Origin of the sequence: Corynebacterium sp. S5S1 (assembly GCF_001913985.1) — a bacterium.
GTDB lineage: Bacteria > Actinomycetota > Actinomycetes > Mycobacteriales > Mycobacteriaceae > Corynebacterium > Corynebacterium marquesiae.
In genome coordinates, this window is the sequence record NZ_MKXT01000008.1 from 40,134 (window position 1) to 61,615 (window position 21,482).

General features: G+C 61.0%; 19 protein-coding genes. All 19 read left to right on the forward strand.

Annotated features, from left to right (window positions below; translation table 11 throughout):
• Positions 1-40 precede the first annotated feature (40 nt).
• The 19 genes from pyrR (at position 41) to BKN05_RS04870 (ending at position 21,466) form a co-directional block, all read left to right on the forward strand.
• Positions 41-649, forward strand: coding sequence for a bifunctional pyr operon transcriptional regulator/uracil phosphoribosyltransferase PyrR (gene pyrR, locus BKN05_RS04780; RefSeq protein WP_049378229.1), 609 nt, complete (start codon positions 41-43; stop codon positions 647-649).
• Positions 650-651: 2 nt separating this feature from the next.
• Complete coding sequence (locus tag BKN05_RS04785; protein WP_198493118.1) at positions 652-1,608, forward strand: aspartate carbamoyltransferase catalytic subunit; 957 nt, start codon at positions 652-654, stop codon at positions 1,606-1,608.
• Between the two features lie 34 nt (positions 1,609-1,642).
• Positions 1,643-2,980 (forward strand): dihydroorotase, encoded by a 1,338-nt coding sequence (locus tag BKN05_RS04790; RefSeq protein WP_198493117.1) that lies wholly within the window; start codon positions 1,643-1,645, stop codon positions 2,978-2,980.
• A 23-nt stretch (positions 2,981-3,003) separates the two neighbouring features.
• A complete protein-coding gene (gene carA / locus BKN05_RS04795; RefSeq protein ID WP_286688095.1) occupies positions 3,004-4,185 on the forward strand; it encodes a glutamine-hydrolyzing carbamoyl-phosphate synthase small subunit in 1,182 nt (393 codons plus the stop codon).
• Between the two features lie 25 nt (positions 4,186-4,210).
• Positions 4,211-7,552: a carbamoyl-phosphate synthase large subunit gene (gene carB, locus BKN05_RS04800; protein WP_286688075.1), complete on the forward strand. Its 3,342-nt coding sequence runs from the start codon at positions 4,211-4,213 to the stop codon at positions 7,550-7,552.
• Positions 7,536-8,375 (forward strand): orotidine-5'-phosphate decarboxylase, encoded by an 840-nt coding sequence (gene pyrF / locus BKN05_RS04805; protein ID WP_286688076.1) that lies wholly within the window; start codon positions 7,536-7,538, stop codon positions 8,373-8,375. Before carB ends, pyrF begins: the two co-directional genes overlap by 17 nt.
• Before the next feature lie 259 nt (positions 8,376-8,634).
• Positions 8,635-8,955 carry an integration host factor, actinobacterial type gene (gene mihF, locus BKN05_RS04810; protein WP_005328460.1) on the forward strand — a complete coding sequence of 107 codons (321 nt, stop codon included), beginning with the start codon at positions 8,635-8,637 and terminating at the stop codon, positions 8,953-8,955.
• 8 nt (positions 8,956-8,963) lie between these two features.
• Entirely contained in the window at positions 8,964-9,533 is a 570-nt protein-coding gene (gene gmk, locus BKN05_RS04815; protein ID WP_198493114.1) for a guanylate kinase, read from the forward strand.
• A 40-nt stretch (positions 9,534-9,573) separates the two neighbouring features.
• The gene (rpoZ, locus tag BKN05_RS04820) at positions 9,574-9,876 is read left to right on the forward strand and encodes a DNA-directed RNA polymerase subunit omega (protein WP_198493113.1); all 303 of its coding nucleotides are present in this window, start codon (positions 9,574-9,576) and stop codon (positions 9,874-9,876) included.
• A 129-nt stretch (positions 9,877-10,005) separates the two neighbouring features.
• Complete coding sequence (coaBC, locus tag BKN05_RS04825; protein ID WP_286688077.1) at positions 10,006-11,253, forward strand: bifunctional phosphopantothenoylcysteine decarboxylase/phosphopantothenate--cysteine ligase CoaBC; 1,248 nt, start codon at positions 10,006-10,008, stop codon at positions 11,251-11,253.
• A gap of 109 nt (positions 11,254-11,362) precedes the next feature.
• Positions 11,363-12,595 (forward strand): methionine adenosyltransferase, encoded by a 1,233-nt coding sequence (gene metK / locus BKN05_RS04830; RefSeq protein WP_286688078.1) that lies wholly within the window; start codon positions 11,363-11,365, stop codon positions 12,593-12,595.
• An 11-nt stretch (positions 12,596-12,606) separates the two neighbouring features.
• Entirely contained in the window at positions 12,607-14,646 is a 2,040-nt protein-coding gene (locus tag BKN05_RS04835; RefSeq protein WP_286688079.1) for a primosomal protein N', read from the forward strand.
• A gap of 99 nt (positions 14,647-14,745) precedes the next feature.
• Positions 14,746-15,258 carry a peptide deformylase gene (gene def, locus BKN05_RS04840; RefSeq protein WP_284843921.1) on the forward strand — a complete coding sequence of 171 codons (513 nt, stop codon included), beginning with the start codon at positions 14,746-14,748 and terminating at the stop codon, positions 15,256-15,258.
• Positions 15,259-15,334: 76 nt separating this feature from the next.
• Entirely contained in the window at positions 15,335-16,282 is a 948-nt protein-coding gene (gene fmt, locus BKN05_RS04845; protein WP_284843922.1) for a methionyl-tRNA formyltransferase, read from the forward strand.
• The gene (locus tag BKN05_RS04850) at positions 16,279-17,832 is read left to right on the forward strand and encodes an RsmB/NOP family class I SAM-dependent RNA methyltransferase (RefSeq protein WP_286688080.1); all 1,554 of its coding nucleotides are present in this window, start codon (positions 16,279-16,281) and stop codon (positions 17,830-17,832) included. The genes fmt and BKN05_RS04850 overlap by 4 nt, the downstream gene beginning before the upstream one ends.
• A 19-nt stretch (positions 17,833-17,851) precedes the next feature.
• Positions 17,852-18,520 (forward strand): ribulose-phosphate 3-epimerase, encoded by a 669-nt coding sequence (gene rpe / locus BKN05_RS04855; protein WP_286688081.1) that lies wholly within the window; start codon positions 17,852-17,854, stop codon positions 18,518-18,520.
• Complete coding sequence (gene ribD / locus BKN05_RS04860; protein WP_286688082.1) at positions 18,520-19,542, forward strand: bifunctional diaminohydroxyphosphoribosylaminopyrimidine deaminase/5-amino-6-(5-phosphoribosylamino)uracil reductase RibD; 1,023 nt, start codon at positions 18,520-18,522, stop codon at positions 19,540-19,542. Before rpe ends, ribD begins: the two co-directional genes overlap by 1 nt.
• Positions 19,543-19,577: 35 nt before the next feature.
• A complete protein-coding gene (locus BKN05_RS04865; protein ID WP_286688083.1) occupies positions 19,578-20,192 on the forward strand; it encodes a riboflavin synthase in 615 nt (204 codons plus the stop codon).
• An 11-nt stretch (positions 20,193-20,203) separates the two neighbouring features.
• Positions 20,204-21,466: a bifunctional 3,4-dihydroxy-2-butanone-4-phosphate synthase/GTP cyclohydrolase II gene (locus BKN05_RS04870; protein ID WP_286688084.1), complete on the forward strand. Its 1,263-nt coding sequence runs from the start codon at positions 20,204-20,206 to the stop codon at positions 21,464-21,466.
• The last annotated feature ends 16 nt before the right edge of the window (positions 21,467-21,482 follow it).

Below are 21,482 nucleotides of genomic sequence, written 5' to 3' on the forward strand. Positions count from 1 at the left end.
CCTTTAAAGACCGCACCGTGAGGCGGGGAAGGAGGTCACGATGAGTGGAACTGACGCTACCGCGAACAAGCTAGAGCTTTTAAGCTCCGATGATGTTTCGCGTACCGTTGCACGCATCGCGCACCAGATTATTGAAAAAACGGCGCTCGATTCCGCGGACGCACCGCGGGTCATTCTGCTTGGCATTCCCTCTGGTGGCGTGCCACTTGCACAGCGCCTAGCGCACAAAATTGAAGAATTTTCTGGGGTTGCAGTCCCATGGGGCTCCCTCGATATCACTCTTTACCGCGATGACCTTTTGAATAAGCCGCATCGCGCACTCCAACCGACGACGATTCCCACCGGCGGCATCGATAACTCCACCGTCATTTTGGTGGACGATGTGCTGTATTCCGGCCGCACTATCCGCGCCGCCTTGGACGCGTTGAGTGACGTGGGCCGTCCGGACATCATTCAGCTGGCCGTCCTCGTAGATCGCGGCCACCGCGAGGTTCCTATCCGCGCCGATTATGTGGGTAAGAATCTGCCCACAGCGCGAGAAGAAGATGTCACCGTATACAACAGCGAGATTGACGGCCGCGACGCGGTCGTATTGACCCGAGCCGCCGCTACTACTAGTGGAGCTGGCTCCGAAGCGGGGGAGGCATAACCATGAAGCACCTCATCGACATGGCAGAGCTGGACCGAAGTGAAATTATCGGTCTGATGGATGAAGCGGATCGCTTCCGTGAGGCCCTGGAAGGCCGCGAGGTAAAGAAGCTGCCGACCCTGCGGGGCCGGACCATCTATACGCTCTTTTATGAAAACTCCACCCGCACCCGCTCTTCCTTTGAAACCGCCGGCAAGTGGATGTCCGCGGACGTCATTAATCTGTCAGCCTCCAGCTCTTCGGTAAAGAAGGGCGAGTCTCTGAAGGATACGGGTCTTACCTTGGCCGCCATCGGCGCCGATGCGATCATCATGCGCCACCCTTCCTCTGGTGCGCCGCAGCAGCTGGCCCAGTGGGTAGCGCCTAACGGCAAGGGACCTTCGGTGATCAACGCGGGCGACGGCGCGCACCAGCACCCAACCCAGGCGCTGCTCGACGCCGTCACGATGCGCCAACGCCTAGGACTGCACAGTGAGGAAGGCTTTGCCGGCCTGAAGGTAAAGATTGTGGGCGATTGCCTGCACTCGCGCGTCGTGCGCTCCAACGTAGATTTGCTCACCACTCTCGGCGCTGACGTAACCCTCGTAGGCCCAGCCACCCTCATGCCCTTTGGAGTAGAGAATTGGCCGGTGCGCGTGTCGTATGACTTTGATGCGGAAGTCGCAGACGCCGACGTCATCATGATGCTACGCGTGCAGCAAGAGCGCATGAACGGCGGCTTCTTCCCCTCCCACCGCGAATACGCCAACCTCTTTGGCCTGTCCAAGGAGCGCGCGGCGGCCATGCACAAGGACGCCATCGTCATGCACCCCGGCCCGATGCTGCGCGGCATGGAGATTAACTACGGCGTCGCAGATTTGGACAAAACTGCGGTTCTACAGCAGGTACACAACGGTGTGCACGCCCGCATGGCGGTGCTGTTTACCCTGCTGACCAATGGCGAAAACGCCGGCATCTAAAACCGCGACCCACACTCAACTTTAGGGAGAGACAATGACTACTTACCCGGAAACCGGTCGCCTTTCCGCGCCGGCGGAATCCCCACTGGTGATTAAGAATGTGCGCCTGTACGGCGAAGGCGAGCCCACCGATGTCGTGGTCAAGGACGGCATCATCGCTACCATCGGCGCTACGGCAGAAGCCGAGGATGCACAGGTCATCGACGGCCAGGGCAACGTGCTCTTGCCAGGTCTGGTGGATATGCACGTGCACCTGCGCGAGCCCGGTCGCGAGGATACCGAGACTATCGAGACCGGCTCCAAGGCTGCCGCCAAAGGCGGTTTCACCGCAGTGTTTACCATGGCTAATACCAACCCAGTGACCGACCAGCCGATCATCGCTGAGTCCGTATGGGCCAAGTCCCAAGCACTGGCGCTGTGCGACGTCCACCCGGTGGGCTCCATTACCAAGGGCCTGGAAGGCAAGACCCTTACAGAGTTCGGCATGATGGCTCGTTCGGACGCCAAGGTGCGCATGTTCTCCGATGACGGCAAGTGTGTCCAGGATCCGCAGCTAATGCGTCGTGCTTTGGAATACGCCAAGGGCATGGACGTGCTGCTGGCTCAGCACGCCGAGGATGACCGCATGACCGGTGGTGCTTCCGCCCATGAAGGCGAGACCGCGGCCAAGCTCGGCCTGCGCGGTTGGCCGCGCGTGGCGGAGGAATCCATCGTGGCCCGCGACGCCCTATTGGCGCGCGACTACGGCAACCGCGTGCACATCTGCCACGCCTCGACCCAGGGCACCGTGGAGCTACTGAAGTGGGCAAAAGAGCAGGATATTCCGCTCACCGCCGAGGTAACCCCGCATCACCTGTTGATGACCGATGACAAGCTGCGCACCTACGATGGCCTCTTCCGCGTCAACCCGCCGCTGCGCGAACAGCGCGATACTGAGGCCCTGCGCGAGGCGCTGCTCAATGGCACCATCGACTGCGTCGCCACCGACCACGCCCCGCACGGCTCCGAAGACAAGTGCGTGGAGTTTGAAAATGCCCGCCCTGGCATGTTGGGCCTGGAATCTTCTTTGGCCGTTATCGCCAAGATCTTCGTCGAGACTGGCTTGGCCGATTGGCGCTTTGTTGCCCGCGTCATGTCCGAGCGCCCTGCAGAAATCACCCGCCTGCCGGGCCACGGCCGTCCCATCGCAGAAGGCGAGCCAGCTAACTTGACCATTGTGGACCCAGACCACCACTGGGTTTCTGATTCCTCCACGCTGGCCTCCAAGTCCGAAAACAACCCGTACGCTGGCGAAGAATTTGGTGCCCGCGTTACCCACACCATTTTGCGAGGCGCCGTCACTTTTGACTTGGCAGCCTCCGAAGAAGACTAACCTTGCACACTGAAACCACCTATATGGCAGAGAAAGGCCACGACGTGACTGATAGAACCCCAGCAATCCTCGTTCTCGCGGACGGGCGCACCTTCCGCGGTTATGGCTTTGGCGCCACCGGCACCACCTTGGGCGAGGCCGTATTCACCACGGCGATGACCGGTTACCAGGAAACCATGACGGACCCGTCCTACCACCGCCAGATCGTGGTATCCGCCGCGCCGCACATTGGCAATACCGGTTGGAATGATGAGGACAACGAGTCCCACGGAAACCGCATCTGGGTTGCTGGCCTCGTTATCCGCGACCTTGCACAGCGCGTATCCAACTGGCGCGCAGAGCGCAGCTTGAGCGAGGAAATGGAAAAGCAGGGGGTCATTGGAATTCGCGGCATCGATACCCGTACCTTGGTACGCCACCTGCGCAACTACGGCTCCATCGCTGCCGGCCTGTTCTCCGGCGAAGACGCTCAGCGCCCGGTAGAGGAGCTGCTTAAGGAAGTTAAGTCCCAGGACTCTATGGAAGGCGCCGATCTCGCCGCGGAGGTATCTACCGACAAGCCGTACACGGTTGAAGCCGTAGGGGAGAAGAAGTACACCGTCGTTGCCTTCGACATGGGTGTTAAGACCGCAACCCCGCGCCACTTCTCCCAGCGCGGCATCGAAACCATCGTCGTGCCCGCAAATACCTCCTTTGACAAGGTGAAGTCCTATAACCCGGATGGCGTCTTTGTCTCCAACGGCCCGGGCGACCCGGCTACGGCCGAAGAAATGGTGGGCATCATCAAGCAGGTGCTCGAAGCCAAGATCCCGTTCTTTGGCATCTGCTTTGGCAACCAGCTCCTGGGCCGCGCGCTTGGCCTGGACACCTACAAGATGAAGTTCGGCCACCGTGGCATCAACGTGCCGGTGCGCAATAACGTGACCGGCAAGATCGACATCACCTCCCAGAACCACGGCTTCGCGCTGAAGGCGCCGGAAGGCTATGACCTAAACAGCAACGACGCCGAGTTCGCCACCGACTTCGGCCCCGCGCAGGTCACTCATATCTGCCTCAACGACGACACCGTGGAGGGCGTGGCATTGCGCAACGGCATGGCCTACTCCGTGCAGTATCACCCAGAATCCGCTGCGGGCCCGCACGATGCCAACCCGCTATTCGATCAGTTTGAAGAACTGATGGCTAACCACACCCCAAATAAGTAGACAACCAGGAAAAGGAAGAATAACTATGCCAAAGCGCAACGACATCAACCACGTCCTGGTCATCGGCTCCGGCCCAATCGTCATCGGCCAGGCTTGCGAGTTCGACTACTCCGGCACCCAGGCCTGCCGCGTGCTCAAGGAAGAGGGCCTGCGCGTGACGCTGGTCAACTCCAATCCGGCCACCATCATGACCGACCCTGAGTTTGCGGATCACACCTATGTCGAACCCATCGAGCCGGACTACATTGAAAAGATCCTGGTCAAGGAGCGCGAAGAGGGGCACCCCATTGACGCTGTGTTGGCTACCTTGGGCGGCCAGACTGCGCTGAACGCCGCAGTTCAACTTGACCGCCAAGGAATTTTGGACAAGTACGGCATTGAGCTCATCGGCGCCGATATTGACGCCATCGAGCGCGGCGAGGACCGCCAGAAGTTCAAGGACATCGTCGCCTCCATCGGCGGTGAGTCCGCCCGCTCCGCCGTGTGTCACAACATGGAAGAGGTCCACGAGACCGTCGACAAGCTTGGCCTGCCTGTCGTAGTCCGCCCGTCCTTCACCATGGGTGGTTTGGGCTCCGGTCTGGCCTTCAATAATGAGGACTTGGACCGCATTGCCGGCGGCGGCTTGGCCGCATCCCCCGAGGCCAACGTGCTCATTGAGGAATCCATCCTGGGCTGGAAGGAATACGAGCTCGAGCTCATGCGCGATGGCGACGACAACGTCGTAGTTGTTGCCTCCATCGAAAACGTCGACGCCCTCGGCGTGCACACCGGCGATTCCGTCACCGTCGCCCCGGCGCTGACCCTCACTGACCGTGAGTTCCAGAAGATGCGTGACTTGGGCATTGCCATCATCCGCGAGGTCGGCGTCGATACTGGCGGCTGCAATATCCAGTTCGCGGTCAACCCGGATGACGGCCGCATCATCGTCATCGAGATGAACCCGCGCGTGTCCCGTTCCTCCGCGCTGGCATCCAAGGCCACCGGTTTCCCGATTGCTAAGCTGGCGGCCAAGCTCGCCATTGGCTACACCTTGGACGAGGTGCAAAACGACATCACCGGCGAGACCAAGGCTGCCTTCGAGCCGACCCTGGACTACGTCATTGTCAAGGCCCCGCGCTTTGCTTTTGAGAAGTTCCCGGGTGCCGATGACACCTTGACTACCACCATGAAATCCGTGGGCGAGGCCATGGGCATCGGCCGTAACTACATCGCGGGCCTGAACAAGGTCATGCGTTCTTTGGAAAACAAGCCGAACGGCTTTTGGACCAAGCCGGATGAGTACTTCGCCGGCGAGCGTGCCACCGACCTGCAGGCGGTGCTCAAGGACCTGGAGCGCCCAACCGAGGGTCGCATGTACGACATCGAGCTGGCCCTTCGCCTCGGCGCTTCTGTAGATGAGGTACATAAGGCCTCCGGCGTTGATCCCTGGTTCATCGCTGAGCTGGCTACGTTGGTGGCCTTCCGCCAGGAGCTTATCGACGCCCCAGTGCTCACCGAGGAACTTTTGCGCGAGGCCAAGGTCTTTGGGCTTTCCGACGCCCAGATTGCCGCCCTACGCCCCGAATTCAACGGCGAGGATGGCGTACGTAGCCTGCGCTGGCGCATGGGTATCCGCCCCGTGTACAAGACCGTAGATACCTGTGCCGGCGAATTCGAAGCACAGACCCCGTACCACTACAGCTCCTATGAGCTTGACCCGGATGCCGAGACCGAGGTTCGCCCGGCACCGGAAGGCTCCAAGGGTAAGGTCATCATTTTGGGCTCCGGCCCTAACCGCATTGGTCAAGGTATCGAGTTTGACTACTCCTGCGTTCACGCGGCCCTTGAGCTCTCGGAGCAGGGCTACGAGACCGTCATGGTCAACTGCAACCCGGAGACCGTCTCCACCGACTATGACACCGCAGACCGTCTCTACTTCGAGCCGCTGACCTTCGAGGACGTCATGGAGGTTTACCACGCGGAGGCTGCTTCTGGTGACGTTGCTGGCGTGATTGTCCAGCTGGGTGGCCAGACTCCGCTGGGCCTTGCTGCCCGCTTGGAGGAGGCAGGCGTTCCGGTCGTGGGCACCGGCCCGGCAGCTATCGACTCCGCCGAGGACCGCGGCGAATTCGGCAAGGTCCTCGACGAGGCAGAATTGGCAGCACCGGAATACGGCACCGCCACCTCCTTCGCTGAGGCCCGCGAGGTTGCTTCCTCCATCGGCTACCCAGTACTGGTTCGTCCGTCCTACGTGCTGGGCGGCCGCGGTATGGAAATCGTTTACGACGAAAAGGCGCTGGAAGACTACATCGAGCGTGCCACCGAGCTGTCTCCGGACCACCCGGTTCTGGTGGACCGCTTCCTAGACTCCGCCATCGAGATTGACGTTGATGCCCTGTGCGACGGCAACGAAGTCTACCTGGGCGGCGTCATGGAGCACATCGAGGAGGCTGGTATTCACTCCGGTGATTCCTCCTGCGCGCTGCCGCCGATGACCCTTGGACCAGAGGACATTGAAAAGGTCCGCACCTCCACCCGTCTGCTGGCGGAAGGCATTGGCGTTAAGGGTCTGATGAATGTCCAGTTCGCCTTGAAGGATGACATCCTCTACGTCATTGAGGCCAACCCACGTGCTTCCCGTACCGTGCCGTTTGTCTCCAAGGCCACCGGCGTACCACTGGCTAAGGCAGCCTCTCGCGTCATGATGGGCTCGAGCATCGCGGATCTGCGCGCCGAAGGCATGATTCCTTCCGAATATGACGGTGGTTCTCTGCCACTCGAGCACCCGATTGCCGTCAAGGAAGCAGTCTTGCCATTCAACCGCTTCCGCCGCCCCGATGGCAGCCTGCTCGATACGCTGCTCTCGCCAGAGATGAAGTCCACCGGTGAGGTTATGGGCTTGGCTACCAACTTCGGTGCGGCCTATGCCAAGGGCGAAATCGCGGCCTTTGCCGTTCCGCCCACGGAGGGCACTATCTTCGTATCCGTGGCCAACCGCGACAAGCGCACCCTGATCTTCCCGATTCAGCGCTTGGCCAACATGGGCTACAACATCGTCGCTACCGCCGGTACGGCGCAGATGCTGCGCCGCAACGGTATCGAGTGCGAGGTTGCTGCCAAGGTCTCTGAGGCCAAGGACGGCGAAGAGTCCATCGTGGATAAGATCTTCAATGGCGAGATCGACTGGATTCTCAACACGCCTGCTGGCTCTGCCGGTGCACGCCACGATGGCTACGATATCCGCGCCGCCGCCGTGCACACGGAAATCCCACTGGTGACCACCGTGCAAGGCGTAACCGCAGCTGTCCAGGGCATCGAAGCGATGCGCATTGGAAACCTGCAGGTGCGTGCACTCCAGGAGCTTGAGCATGGCCCACAGCACTAAAGGATTTGGCGAGCGGCTAGAAGAAGCCGGTCAGGAACGCGGGCGCCTGTGCGTTGGCATCGACCCACACCCATATCTCTTAGAAAAGTGGGGGTTGGGGCCCACCGCTGATGGTCTGCGGACCTTTAGCATGCGCTGCGTTGAAGCCTTTAGCGATACCGCCGCCTTGGTAAAGCCACAGGTTGCCTTCTTTGAGCGCTTTGGCTCGCAGGGCTTTGCGGTCCTCGAAGAAGTCCTGGCTTCCCTGCGGGAAGCGGGGTGCCTTACTGTTGCCGATGCCAAGCGCGGCGATATTGGCTCCACCATGGCCGGCTATGCAGATGCGTGGCTCGGCGATAGTTCGCCGCTGCGCGCAGATTCCGTGACCGTGTCGCCCTATCTAGGCGTTGGCGCACTGGGGCCGGTTTTCACCAAGGCCGAAGAAACCGGGCGCGGTGTATTCGTCCTGGCGGCTACTTCCAACCCGGAGGCACGTGCCATCCAGTCGGTCCCGGTGGGCGAGGAGAGCACCATCGCTCAAGGCGTCGTCGATGAATGCGCCGCGTTCAATGTCGGGGCGCAAAAGGCTGGCAAGCCTGGCGATGTCGGCGTAGTCGTCGGCGCTACGTTGGACAATCCGCCGCGCCTCGATGCGCTCAATGGTCCGGTTCTTCTGCCCGGCGTTGGCGCCCAGGGCGCTGGCCCAGAGCAGGTGCACGGCATTGTTTCTGCTCATCCATCGCTGGGATTCGCCAATGTGTCCCGAGCAGTGCTGGAGCAGGGTCCTGGCGTCGCTGACCTGCGCAAAGTGGTTGCTCAGGTGGCGGCAGAGTTTCGGGACTAATAGGGGCGGCGTGGCTGATTATCGGCCGCGCCGTTTACCTGGTACTTTGTTTAAGGTATGTGCGGTGACGTGCTAAAATAGGCGTGCTTTTGGACCCGCTAATCGTCGCCGTTCAATGAGTAGTGCTAGGATTGCCAGAAGTCGGTTTGCTCGAAGGTTATTAATATCTTTCCGCGGTGTATTAGCTGCGTTAGGCAACCGTAATCTGGTACCAAGTACTAGACGTAATAGAATCAATCTAATGAATCGGAGGAAACCCGTGGCCCTTCCAAAGTTGACTGATGAGCAGCGCAAGGAAGCTCTCGCAAAGGCCGCTGAGGCCCGCAAAGCTCGCGCCGAGCTCAAGGCTGCACTCAAGCGCGGCGAGACCGACCTGAAGGACGTGCTCGAAAAGGCCGAGACTGATGAGATCATCGGCAAGACCAAGGTTTCTGCACTCCTCGAGGCTCTGCCGAAGGTTGGCAAGGTCAAGGCTAAGGAAATCATGGAGGACCTGGAGATTGCTCAGACCCGTCGTCTGCGCGGCCTGGGTGAGCGTCAGCGTCGTGCTCTCCTCGAGCGTTTCGGTTACGGCGAATAGTCACAACCATGGCTGACGCAACTGCACGCGGGCGCCTCGTCGTTCTGGCGGGGCCTTCCGCAGTGGGAAAATCCACCGTAGTTTCGCGTCTGCGCAGTGACGTCGAGGGACTGTACTTCAGCGTGTCTATGACCACGCGCCAGCCCCGCCCCGGGGAGCAGGACGGTGTCGACTACTTCTTCGTCACCCCAGAAACCTTCCAGCAGCGAATCGATGCCGGGGAGATGCTCGAATGGGCTGATATCCACGGCGGATTGCAGCGCTCTGGAACGCCCGCCCAGCCGGTAGAGGAAGCTTTGGCCGCTGGCCGGCCGGTGCTCGTTGAGGTTGACCTCGCGGGTGCTCGGAATGTTAAGAAAGCGCTGCCGGAGGCAGACCTGGTCTTTTTGGCACCCCCGTCATGGGAGGTACTTGTGGAGCGGCTCACCGGCCGCGGTACCGAGCCGCAAGACGTCATTGACCGTAGGTTGCAAACTGCGCATGAGGAACTAGCCGCAAAGGACGAGTTCGATCACGTCGTTGTGAACGAGGATCTGGACGAGGCAGTATCTGCCATTAGTGATATCCTGCGGGCATAGACCTCCTTTTTGACCATCTTCAATCAAAGTAAAGGTGCATGTGACTAACGTGACCACCCCTTCTAGCACTGAAGCCGCAAAGGCGGAACCAGTATTTGATGATCCGATCGGTATTACTGATCCCCCGATCGATGAGCTTCTGGACAAGGTTTCCTCTAAGTACGCTTTGGTCATCTTTGCCGCTAAGCGCGCACGCCAGATCAATAGCTACTACCAAGAGCAGGATGAAGGTGTCTTCGAGTTCGTAGGCCCGCTGGTTACCCCAGAGCCAGGCGAAAAGCCTTTGTCCATCGCATTGCGCGAGATTGATGCTGGCCTGCTTGACCACGAGGAAGGCAAGTAGCTAGCACTAAGCGTGTAATAGCTTTAAGGCTCCACGCGCCGCCACGGAAGTGCATTCCCGAATTGGGGTGTACCTCTTGGTCGCGGCGGGTGGAGCCTTTCTCTATGTCGGCAGGTACCATCGTGCGGTGTGACTGATAAAGATTCCTCTCGCAATATTGTTCTGGGCGTCGCCGGCGGCATCGCGGCCTACAAGGCGTGCCACCTCGTGCGCAATCTCAAGGAAGCGGGCGATGACGTCCGCGTTGTCCCCACAGAAAGTGCACTGAACTTCGTGGGCGCGGCTACGTTTGAGGCTCTATCCGGCCACCCCGTCTCCACGAGCGTGTTTGAGGCCGTGGATGAGGTGCAGCACGTCAACGTAGGACAGCGTGCGGATGCAGTGGTCATTGCGCCCGCCACCGCAGACCTTATCGCGCGCTTGGCTGCAGGCCGGGCAGACGATTTGCTCACCGCCACCGTGTTGGTCGCGACGTGCCCGGTTATTGTGGCCCCGGCCATGCATACTGAGATGTGGCATAATCCCGCTACGCAGGACAACGTGGCTACTTTGCGACGCCGCGGTATCACCGTCATCGAGCCCGCCCACGGCCGCCTTACTGGCAAGGATTCTGGTCCAGGTCGTTTGCCGGAGCCGGAACAGATTGCGGAGATTATCCGTACTGAACTGGCAGGCTACCGAGTGCAGCACACCTGGCAGGGCAAGAAGGTCGTCATATCAGCCGGTGGTACCCAGGAAGAACTGGATCCGGTCCGATACCTGGGCAATCGCTCTTCCGGCAGGCAGGGATTCGCGCTCGCGGAATGGGCCGCCCAGATGGGGGCCAAGGTCACCCTCGTTGCGGGTAATACCGCCCAGCTTCCTGTGCCGAGCGGCGCGAAACTCCGGCACATTGTCTCCACCCGCGAGTTGGAAGATGCCATGCGCGAGGAGTCTCGCGATGCGGACGTGGTTATCATGGCCGCTGCAGTCTCTGACTTCCGTCCGGCGGACGTCGCCGAAACAAAGATGAAGAAAGGGCAGGCCGACGATGCACTCTCGACGCTCCATCTGGTGGAAAACCCGGATGTGCTCCAAGGGCTCGTCGCTGCGCGCGAGCGCTCGGAAATCCCTGCCGAGTGTGTAATTGTGGGCTTCGCCGCCGAAACTGGTGATGCTCAGAAGTCCGCCTTGGACTATGCCCAGGAAAAGTTCGCGCGTAAGGGCTGCGACGTGCTCATGGCCAATGAGGTCGGGCGCGGAAAGACTTTTGGCCAAAAGTCCAATGAGGGGTGGATCTTGCGTCCGGATTCCGCGCCGCAACGCGTGGAGCATGGCTCGAAGCAGGTTGTCGCCGCTCAGATCCTTTCGGCCGTGAATGAAATGTTTCAGGGGTAGACAACTAAAATTGCATTTATAGACCGCTTGGTCTAGGCTTGCGAAGTATTAGGCTTGGGCGTAGAAAACCCACAGCATCGAATCAACAGTGAGAACAAAGGAAGTTTTTGTGACCGATAACGCTGCAGTGGCAACTCGTCTTTTTACCAGCGAGTCCGTTACGGAAGGCCATCCCGATAAGATTTGTGACGCCATTTCTGACGCCATCCTTGATGCCCTGCTGGAAAAGGATCCGGAATCCCGCGTGGCCGTTGAGACGTTGGTAACCACCGGCCAGGTCCACGTGGTGGGCGAGGTTCGCACCGAGGCATACGTAGAAATCCCGGCGCTGGTGCGTGACACCCTTAAGTCTATCGGCTTCACTTCTTCCGAAGTCGGCTTTGATGGCAACACTTGCGGTGTGAATATCGCTATCGGCGAGCAGTCCCAGGAAATTGGCGCCGGAGTAGACAACTCCACTGAAGCCCGCGCCCATGACGAGGACTACGACGCCGAAAACGATACCGCTGGCGCAGGCGACCAAGGTCTGATGTTCGGGTATGCCTCCAATGAGACCGCTGAGTACATGCCGCTGCCCATCGCCTTGGCGCACCGCCTGTCCCGCCGCCTGACGCAGGTACGTAAGGAAGGAATCGTCGATCACCTCCGCCCGGATGGCAAGACCCAGGTGACCTTTGCCTACACCGACGACAATGAGCCGTCCCATCTGGATACCGTGGTCATTTCCACCCAGCACGATGCCGATGTCGATAGTGCTTGGTTGGAAGGTCCCTTACGTAGTGAGGTCCTTGAATGGGTTATCAAGGACGCCGGCTTGGAGAAGTACTACACCGAAGACACGACCTTGTTGGTCAACCCTTCCGGTTCCTTCATCCTTGGCGGTCCGATGGGCGATGCCGGTCTTACCGGACGCAAGATCATCGTCGATACCTACGGCGGCATGGCTCGCCACGGCGGCGGCGCGTTCTCTGGCAAGGACCCGAGCAAGGTGGACCGTTCCGCTGCTTATGCCATGCGCTGGGTGGCCAAAAATATCGTCGCCGCGGGCTTGGCAGATCGCGCTGAAGTCCAAGTGGCTTACGCAATCGGCCGCGCCAAGCCGGTGGGTCTGTACGTGGAGACCTTCGGTACCGCCAAGGAAGGCCTGAGCGATGCGAATATCCAGGCTGCGGTGAATCAGGTATTTGACCTGCGCCCGGCCGCTATCATTCGCGAGCTCGACCTATTGCGCCCCATCTATGCGCAAACTGCGGCCTACGGTCACTTTGGCCGCACCGACGTTGAGCTGCCGTGGGAGCAGTTGAACCGAGTGGAAGCATTGCGTGCTGCCGCTGGTCTGTAGAATCGAGGCCTATGCCTAAGAAAACACCCGCCACCCGGAAGCCGGTTGCGCGGGTGTTGCCTCTTTTAGGGGTTGCGCACCTAGACCGAGGATTTGATTACCTCGTAGAAGAGGCAGACTCGGAAGAAGTCCAACCGGGGATTAAGGTGCGCATCCGCTTCAACGGGCGCTTGGTTGACGCCATTGTCTTAGAACGCCGACATGACTCCGAATTTGGCGGCAACCTGCGCTTTATCGAGCGCGTTATCTCCCCCTTCCAGGTTTATCCGCCGCAGCTGGCCCGGCTTGTCGACGCCCTGGCAGACCGCTACGGCGGCGTGCGCTCAGACATTATCCGCTCCGCTATCCCACCGCGGCACGCCAAGGCGGAAGAATCCGATTTAGAGACCCCGTGGGAGGAGCTTGGCACCACGAGCGAGCCCGACCTATCAGGTTGGTCGGCCTATCAACATGGCGAGGCTTTCGTCGATTCGATTCTTGCCGGCAAGCTCGCCCGTGCCGCCTGGCAAATCGCCCCGGGCGATGATTGGGCACATGCGCTGGCTGCCCTCGCTGCCAAAGTGGCGCTTGGCGGAGGCGGAGTTCTCCTCGTCGCCCCGGACCAGAAGAGCGTCGATGCTGTAGAGGCCGCGCTTCGTCAGGTACTTGGGGCAAAGCAGATAACGGTGCTGACTAATAGCATGGGCCCGCAGGCGCGCTATCGCCGTTATCTCTCCGCGCTAGTGGGCCAAGCGCGCGTGGTCATTGGCACCAGGTCCGCCGCCTTTGCTCCGGTCAAAGACTTGCAACTGGCGGTGATCCTCGATGATGGCAATGATAATTTGGTCGACAACCTCAAGCCCTATGTCCATGCGAGGGAAGTACTCACCACCCGCTCAGCCTTCGAAGGCTGCAGCATGGTTCTGGCCAACCATTCGCGGACGACAGAGACACAGCTCCTCGTGGAATCAGGATGGGCGCACGACGTGGTGGCCAAAGAGCAAACCATAACGGCGCGGTGCCCGGCTATCGAGGCGGTGGGGTCGTTCGGTCTGTCTATCGCCCGCGACCTCCAGGGCGGTACGACAAAAGTGCAGGCGCAGGCCTTCCAAGCCGCCCACCAGGCGCTGGATAAGGGAGAGCCGGTGCTGGTGCAGGTACCGCGCAAGGGGTATGCGCCCATTTTGGCCTGTGGCCAGTGCCGAGCGCCGGCTCGCTGCCGGCATTGCAACGGGCCATTGGGGCTGCCGCCCAAGGGGGCGTCGGCAAGCGCAGGCTCCGACGAAGCGGGAATGCCTACCTGCCGCTGGTGTGGTCGCATTGAGGCACGTCATCGGTGCACCGAATGCGGGTCTCCGCGCCTGCGGGCCATCGTATTGGGCTCGGAGCGCACTGCGGAAGAAATGGGCCGGGCCTTTCCCAATACGCGGGTGGTGGTCTCGGGCGGAAACAAGGTGCTCGATGCGGTGGACAATGCGCCGGCGCTGGTCATTGCCACCCCTGGTGCGGAACCGAGAGTAAAAGATGGAGCCTATGGCGCGGCGTTGCTCTTGGATGCCGGGGCATTGCTCAACCGGCAAGACCTGCGCGCCACGGAGGATACCCTAGCGAAGTGGGCGCAGGCGGCTACCTTGGTGCAGCCGCATTTCAAGGGTGGTCGAGTAATCCTGGCGGCCGATGACTCGCTTACCGTAGTCCAGCATTTCCTGCGTTGGGATATGGTGGGCGCGGCCGCGGCAGAGCTTGCTGCCCGGCGCGAAGTGCGCTTTCCACCCGCGGTGCATTTTGCTGCCATCGACGGTGCGGATGCATCCCTAGATGGCTTTGCCGAGCTTGTGGATCTTCCAGACCACGCGGAGGTATTAGGACCAGTTCCCCTTCCGCCGGGGCAGAGCCTGCCTGGTGACTACGATAGCCAGCGCTTTGGCCCACCGCAGCGGCTGGTCGTGCGCACCCCGCTGGGGCCGCGGTCCCAATTGGGGCGGGCTTTGCGCAGCGCCAACGCCGCGCGCAGCGCCCGCAAGGATGACCTGCCTTTGCGCATTGTGGTTGACCCTATCCACGTGGGTTAGCCATATCGGGGCCATAGGCGCTCATGCGCTAATCTCGACGGAGGAAGCCGCCACCGCCGGCCGGCTTGGTCTCGGTGCCATGAGAAAGGTGTGATTGCCATGTCCCTTCGAGAGCTGCGTATCTACGGCGACCCAGTCTTGGGCAGCCGCGCGGAGGAGATTAGTAAATTTGATGCTAGTCTGCGTGCTCTGGCGAGCGATATGCTCGAGACCATGGACAAAGCTGGGGGAGTAGGGCTAGCGGCTAATCAGGTGGGGATTTTGAAGCGAATCTTCGTCTATGACTGCTCGCATACCCAATCTGGGCTGCGCGGGGCACTTGTCAATCCGGTCTGGACTCCGGTGGGAGAGCAGCAGCAAACAGGCCCGGAAGGATGCCTATCCATTCCGGGAATTAGCGCGGAAACCACGAGGTTCAACCAGGTCTTTGTGACTGGCCAGGATATTGAGGGGCGCCCTGTGTCCATGGTGGCCTCAGGACTGATGGCTCGGTGCATCCAGCATGAGACGGACCACCTCGATGGGGTGCTCTTCCTACAACGCTTGGAGGCGCTAGTGCGCAAGGAGGCCATGCGCGCCATCCGTGAATCCGAGTGGTTTAACGCCTCGTAGCCCGCTCGCTGTGGCGGCAGCGTTGCGGCGTTGTAGCCTAGTATTTTGAACGACATTAAGAGGAGAGTTTCCCCGCATGCGGATTATTTTTGCCGGTACCCCTGAGCCAGCCGTTGTGGCCTTGGAAAAGCTGCTTGCCTCGTCGCACGAGGTGGTGGCGGTAATCACTCGCCCAGACGCGAAGAAGGGCCGCGGCCGCACTCTTCACCCGAGCCCAGTGAAGGCGCTCGCCCAGGAACGCGGCATTGAAGTATTGACTCCAACCACCCTGCGCCCTGACTCGGAGGATGGTCAGGCGCTGCGCTCCCGCTTAAAGGAATTGCAACCAGAGGCGATTCCGGTGGTGGCCTACGGCAATCTGGTAACTAAGGACCTGCTGGAACTACCACAGCATGGCTGGGTAAACCTGCATTTTTCCTTGCTTCCGGCATGGCGCGGCGCGGCACCAGTGCAGGCGGCCATTGCTGCAGGCGATGATGTTACCGGCGCATCAACCTTCCGCATTGAAGAGGGCCTTGATACCGGCCCGGTGCTCGGCACCGTGACGGAGGAGATTAAAGGCACCGATACTGCTGATGACCTGTTGACGCGCCTTGCCTATTCCGGTGGCGATCTGCTCGTGGCCACCATGGATGGCTTAGCGGCGGGGCAGCTGGAGGCACAACCGCAGCAGGGTGAGGCTACCTATGCGCCGAAAATCTCTACCGCGCAGGCCCGCGTGGAGTGGACCCAACCGGCATTTGCCATCGATCGGCACATTCGCGCACATACGCCTGGTCCGGGTGCATGGACCATGTGGGACGAGGCCCGCGTGAAGATTGGACCGGTTAGCCTCAAAGATGAGGCGGCGGTTCCACAGGAACTAGAACCAGGGCAGCTGCACATTGCCAAGAATGCCGTATTCATCGGTACCGGTACGCAGCCAGTCCAGCTGGGTAAAATCCAGCCTCCGGGAAAGAAGATGATGAACGCGGCCGATTGGGCCCGCGGACTAGGCAAGGATGCCGAGGTGAAGTTTCAATGAGTGGTGGTTTCCGTTCCCGCAGCAAGTCCGGGGATAAGTCGCCGGCGGGTAAGCCGCAGGACTCCCACAAATCCGCTGGTGTGAAGGGTCGCGGCGGCCGCCCGCAACGGCAGCAGCATGGTAGCCGCGGTGGGCAGCACAGTGGCCGGCAGGCTGCTGCTAAGGGCCAGCGTCCCGGCAAGCGCCAGGAAAGCGGACTGATTCAGGCCGCGCTGGCTGCGGGCGTGGATGCGCCGCGTGCGGTCGCCTTCGACGTGGTGCGCAGGGTAAGCGAGGATGATGCTTTCGCCAACCTCATTTTGCCCAAGGCACTACGCAAGCAAAAGCTCAAGGGGCGCGATGCCGCCTTCGCCACCGAAATCACCTACGGGACGCTGCGCACCCTTGGCGTAGTTGATGCCGTCATCGCAGAGTGCTCTTCGCGCGGCCTCGAGGCCATTTCCCCAGCCGTGGTTGATGCCTTGCGCCTAGGCACCTATCAAGTTCTTTATACCCGCGTGGAGCCACACGCGGCGGTTGATACCACCGTTCGTTTGGTAGAAGCCGCCGGTGAAGTCAAAGCCAAGGGCTTTGCTAATGGCATCATGCGCACCATTACGCGCACGCCAGCTAAGACCTGGCTGGACAAGCTCGCTCCACAGGGGGAAATCGCCGGCATCGCCTTTAAGCATGCCCACCCCACCTGGATTGCGGAATCGTTTAGCCGCGTGTTGGGCCTAGGGGAGTTGGAGGCTGCCCTGGCGGCAGATTCGGATCGACCTTCGGTGCATCTGGTGGCGCGCCCTGGGGAAATCTCGGCCGAGGAATTGGCCCTGATGACCGGCAATGAGGAGGGGCGCTATTCCCCTTATGCGGTGTACATGGAATCCGGTGACCCCGGCCAATTGGAACCCGTGCGCCAAGGATTGGCGGCCGTCCAGGACGAGGGTTCGCAGCTGATTGCCCGCGCGGTATGCGAGGCGCCCCTCGAGGGCGAGGATACCGGCCGGTGGCTGGATCTCTGCGCCGGTCCCGGCGGTAAGGCGGCATTGATGGGCGCGCTTGCCCGCATCGACTCCGCGCACGTCGATGCAGTGGAGGTATCCCCGCACCGAGCGGCGCTGATTGAAAAGACGGTCAGCGATTTACCCGTGGACGTCCATGTGGCAGATGGCCGCAATCCCGGGGTGGGAGAGGGCTTTGACCGCGTGCTTGTCGATGCCCCCTGTTCCGGCCTCGGTGCCCTCCGTCGCCGCCCCGAGGCGCGGTGGCGCAAGTCCGAGTCTGACATTACCGAGCTCAACCAGCTGCAATTCGAGCTCTTGTCTTCCGCATTAAACCTGGTGCGTCCAGGTGGCGTGGTCATCTATTCCACCTGTTCGCCAGATCTGCGCGAAACCCGGGGCATCGTTGACCGCGCTGTGCGCGAACTCGGCGCGGAAGAACTCGACGCACATGCTCTCATTCCTGATATGGGCGATGTAGGCCATGAGAAATCCGTGCAGATGTGGCCGCATCGGCACGGTACCGACGCCATGTTCTTTGCGGCCCTTCGCCGCGCAGCCAACTAATCGCGATAGACTGGTGGGCATGTCCGCACCGATTATTTCCCCTTCCATCCTGGCCGCTGATTTTTCTCGCTTGGGCGAGGAACTAGCGGCGATTGATACCGCAGACTGGGTCCATGTGGACATTATGGATGGGCACTTTGTGCCCAACCTGTCTTTCGGCCCAGATCTCACGGCCACGGTCCATCGCAGCACCAATAAGCCACTAGATGTCCACCTCATGATTGAGGAACCCGAAAAGTGGGTGGAGACCTATGCCAAGGCGGGCGCGCATACGATTATCTTCCACGTGGAGACCGTCGCCGATGACCAGGCGGCAGTGGACTTGGCCCAGCGCATCCGCGATTTGGGCGTGCGTGCGGCCTTTTCCATCAAGCCGGGCACCGCCATCGAGCCGTGGTTGGACAAGCTGCACCATTTCGATGAGGTGCTGGTGATGTCTGTCGAGCCTGGCTTCGGCGGGCAAAAATTCATGCCAGAAATGCTGGAGAAGGTCCGTAAGCTGCGCCGCAGCATTGATGAGCAGGGCCTTGAGACCGTCATCGAGATCGATGGCGGCATTTCACCAGAGACCATCAAAGCAGCCGCCGAGGCGGGTTGCGACGCTTTCGTGGCAGGCTCAGCCGTATTCAAGTCGGATGATCCCGCCGGCGTCGTCAAGCAGCTGCGTGATCTGGCGGCTGGTGCCTAATGGGCGCGGAGTTACAAGACAGCAGCATCTCCGCAGCGCTATTGCGCGCAATGGCCGCGGGTGCTGAAGTTCGTGGAACCACGAGCCCTAACCCACCGGTAGGCGCGGTCATCGTGTCGCCAGCTGGGGAGGTTGTGGGCGTCGGCGCCACCCAGCCCGTGGGAGGCGCGCATGCCGAGGTCATGGCGTTGCAGGAGGCCGGAGGTAAGGCACGCGGGGCCACGGCCGTGGTCACCTTGGAACCCTGCGCGCATACCGGCCGCACGGGTCCCTGCGCGCAGGCGCTTATCGATGCCGGCGTGGCTCGCGTGTACTACCTCCACGCCGATCCCACCCCGCAGGCTGCGGGTGGAGCAGAAGTGTTGGCGGAGGCTGGAGTGGACGTCGCCAAGCTAGAAAAGCCCCCGCACGCCGAGGATGCCATGGTGCCATGGCTATTCGCCGTGCGCACCCAACGTCCCCACGTTACCTTGAAGTTCGCGCAAACGCTGGACGGTTTCACGGCCGCGGCCGATGGAACCAGCCAATGGATTACGGGCGAGGAAGCGCGCGACTGGGTGCATGCCGATAGGGCGCACCGCGATGCCATCGTGGTAGGTACCGGCACGGCGCTGGCTGATAATCCCTCGCTCACCGCGCGCTTTAGCGACGGCAGCTTGCGCGCGCACCAGCCACGCCGGGTGGTCATAGGCAAGCGTGATTTGGAATCGGCGGGCGATGCAGCAAGCCACCTGCGCGAGTTGGGGTACGAGCAGTACGACAGCATCGAAGAAGCTCTCTACGAGCTCTACGCCACCGGTGCCCGCGATATCCTCGTGGAAGGAGGCGCAGGCCTGGCCAGCAGCTTCCTCAAGGCCGACTTGGTGGATGCCATCTCCGCCTATATTGCACCGCTTTTGCTGGGCGAAGGCCGTGGCGTGCTCGCGCACCCCGTGACCCAGACACTGGCAGGGGCCACCCGTTTCCACCGGGTGGGAATGAAGGCCCTGGGTGATGACGTTCTTATTGAATACGTGCGCTAGGCGCTGGACATAGTAGTGAGCGAGAAAGGTTGGACGTGTTTACTGGTCTAGTACAAGAGTTGGGCACCGTGGAGGCAATGGAACCGCATGCAGACGCGCTGCGGTTGAGCATTCGTGCCCCGCGTACCGTTGCGGAGGCGGCACTGGGTGATTCCATTGCTATTAACGGCGTATGTCTTACCGTGGCGGATCTTTCGGCGGATACTTTTTGTGCGGATGTGATGCAGGAGTCCCTTGACCGCACCGCCCTGGGGCGCCTTGCCGAGGGCGATCCGGTCAATGTAGAGCCGGCACTGCTTCCCACCACCCGGCTGGGTGGGCACATCATGCAAGGACACGTGGACGGCACCGCGACGCTCCAGAGCCGAACTAGCTCCGAGAACTGGGATGTGCTGCGGTTTAGCTTGCCGTCCGGGCTTGCTCGGTACGTCGTGGAAAAGGGCTCCATTGCCGTGAGCGGCACGTCGCTGACCGTGAGCGCCGTGGGCCCCGACTGGTTCGAGGTATCCCTTATCCCCACCACTTTGCGCGATACCATTCATGGCGCCTTGCCAGTGGGCGGAGAGGTAAACCTCGAGGTGGATGTGCTGGCCAAGTATGTAGAAAAGATGCTTCACCCCGAAGCTCAACCCCCTGAGGCTAAGGACTAGACTGCTACCTTATGAGCGCGAGTGAGAATTCCATCCGTCTAGATTCCATCGACCAGGCCATCGCGGATATCGCCGCTGGTAAGCCGGTTGTTGTCATCGACGATGAGGATCGCGAAAACGAAGGCGATCTGATTTTCGCCGCGGAGCTAGCCACCCCGGAACTCGTGGCCTTCATGGTGCGCTATTCCTCTGGATATATCTGCGCACCCTTATTGCCAGACGATTGCAACCGGCTGAACCTACCGCCGATGCTGGCGGTCAACCAAGATGTACGCGGCACCGCCTACACGGTGACCGTGGATGCGGCAACAGGTAGTACCGGTATTTCTGCCACCTCGCGCGCAGAAACCATCCGGCGTCTGGCAGACCCCAGCACCACTCCAGGAGAGTTCACCCGTCCAGGCCACGTGGTACCGCTGTGTGCTCGCCCGGGCGGCGTACTGGAGCGGGACGGCCATACGGAGGCATCCATTGATCTCGCCCGATTGGCGGGCCTGCGCCCGGCCGGTGTGCTGTGCGAGATCGTCTCCGAGGATGACCCCACGGATATGGCGCGCTCACCAGAGTTGCGTCGCTTTGCCGATACGCATGGGCTCTCCATGATCTCTATCGCGCAGCTCATCGAGTGGCGCCGCCATAATGAAACGCAGGTCACCCGCCAGGTCGCCACTGAGCTACCCACCGAATATGGTCACTTCACCGCCATCGGTTACCGCCATGAGGTAGACGGGCAGGAACACGTTGCGTTGGTCGCAGGGGAACCTTCCGAACTGCGCGGCGCACGCGACGTCATGGTGCGTGTCCATTCCGAATGCCTAACCGGTGATGCCTTTGGCTCACGGCGCTGCGATTGCGGGCCCCAACTGCATGAATCCATGCGCCTTATCAGCCAGGAAGGCCGCGGCGTGGTCATCTACCTGCGCGGTCAGGAAGGACGCGGCATCGGCCTTTTGCATAAGTTGGAGGCGTACCGCCTGCAGGATTCGGGCATGGACACCGTCGATGCCAACCTGGAGCAGGGACTGCCCGAGGACGCCCGCGAGTATTCCGTGGCCGGGCAGATCCTTCGCGATCTCGGCATAGAATCCGCAAACCTCTTAACCAATAATCCGCATAAGGGCGAGGGGCTAAGTGGCTTTGGGGTGGACGCCAGCCACCACACGCCGCTGGCAACCCCTGCCCACGCGGATAATATTGACTACTTGCGTACTAAGCGCGACCGCATGGGCCACGACCTCCCGCAGGTTGCCCAGTGGGACGCCGAACATAAGTAGAACTTTAACGTGCGAT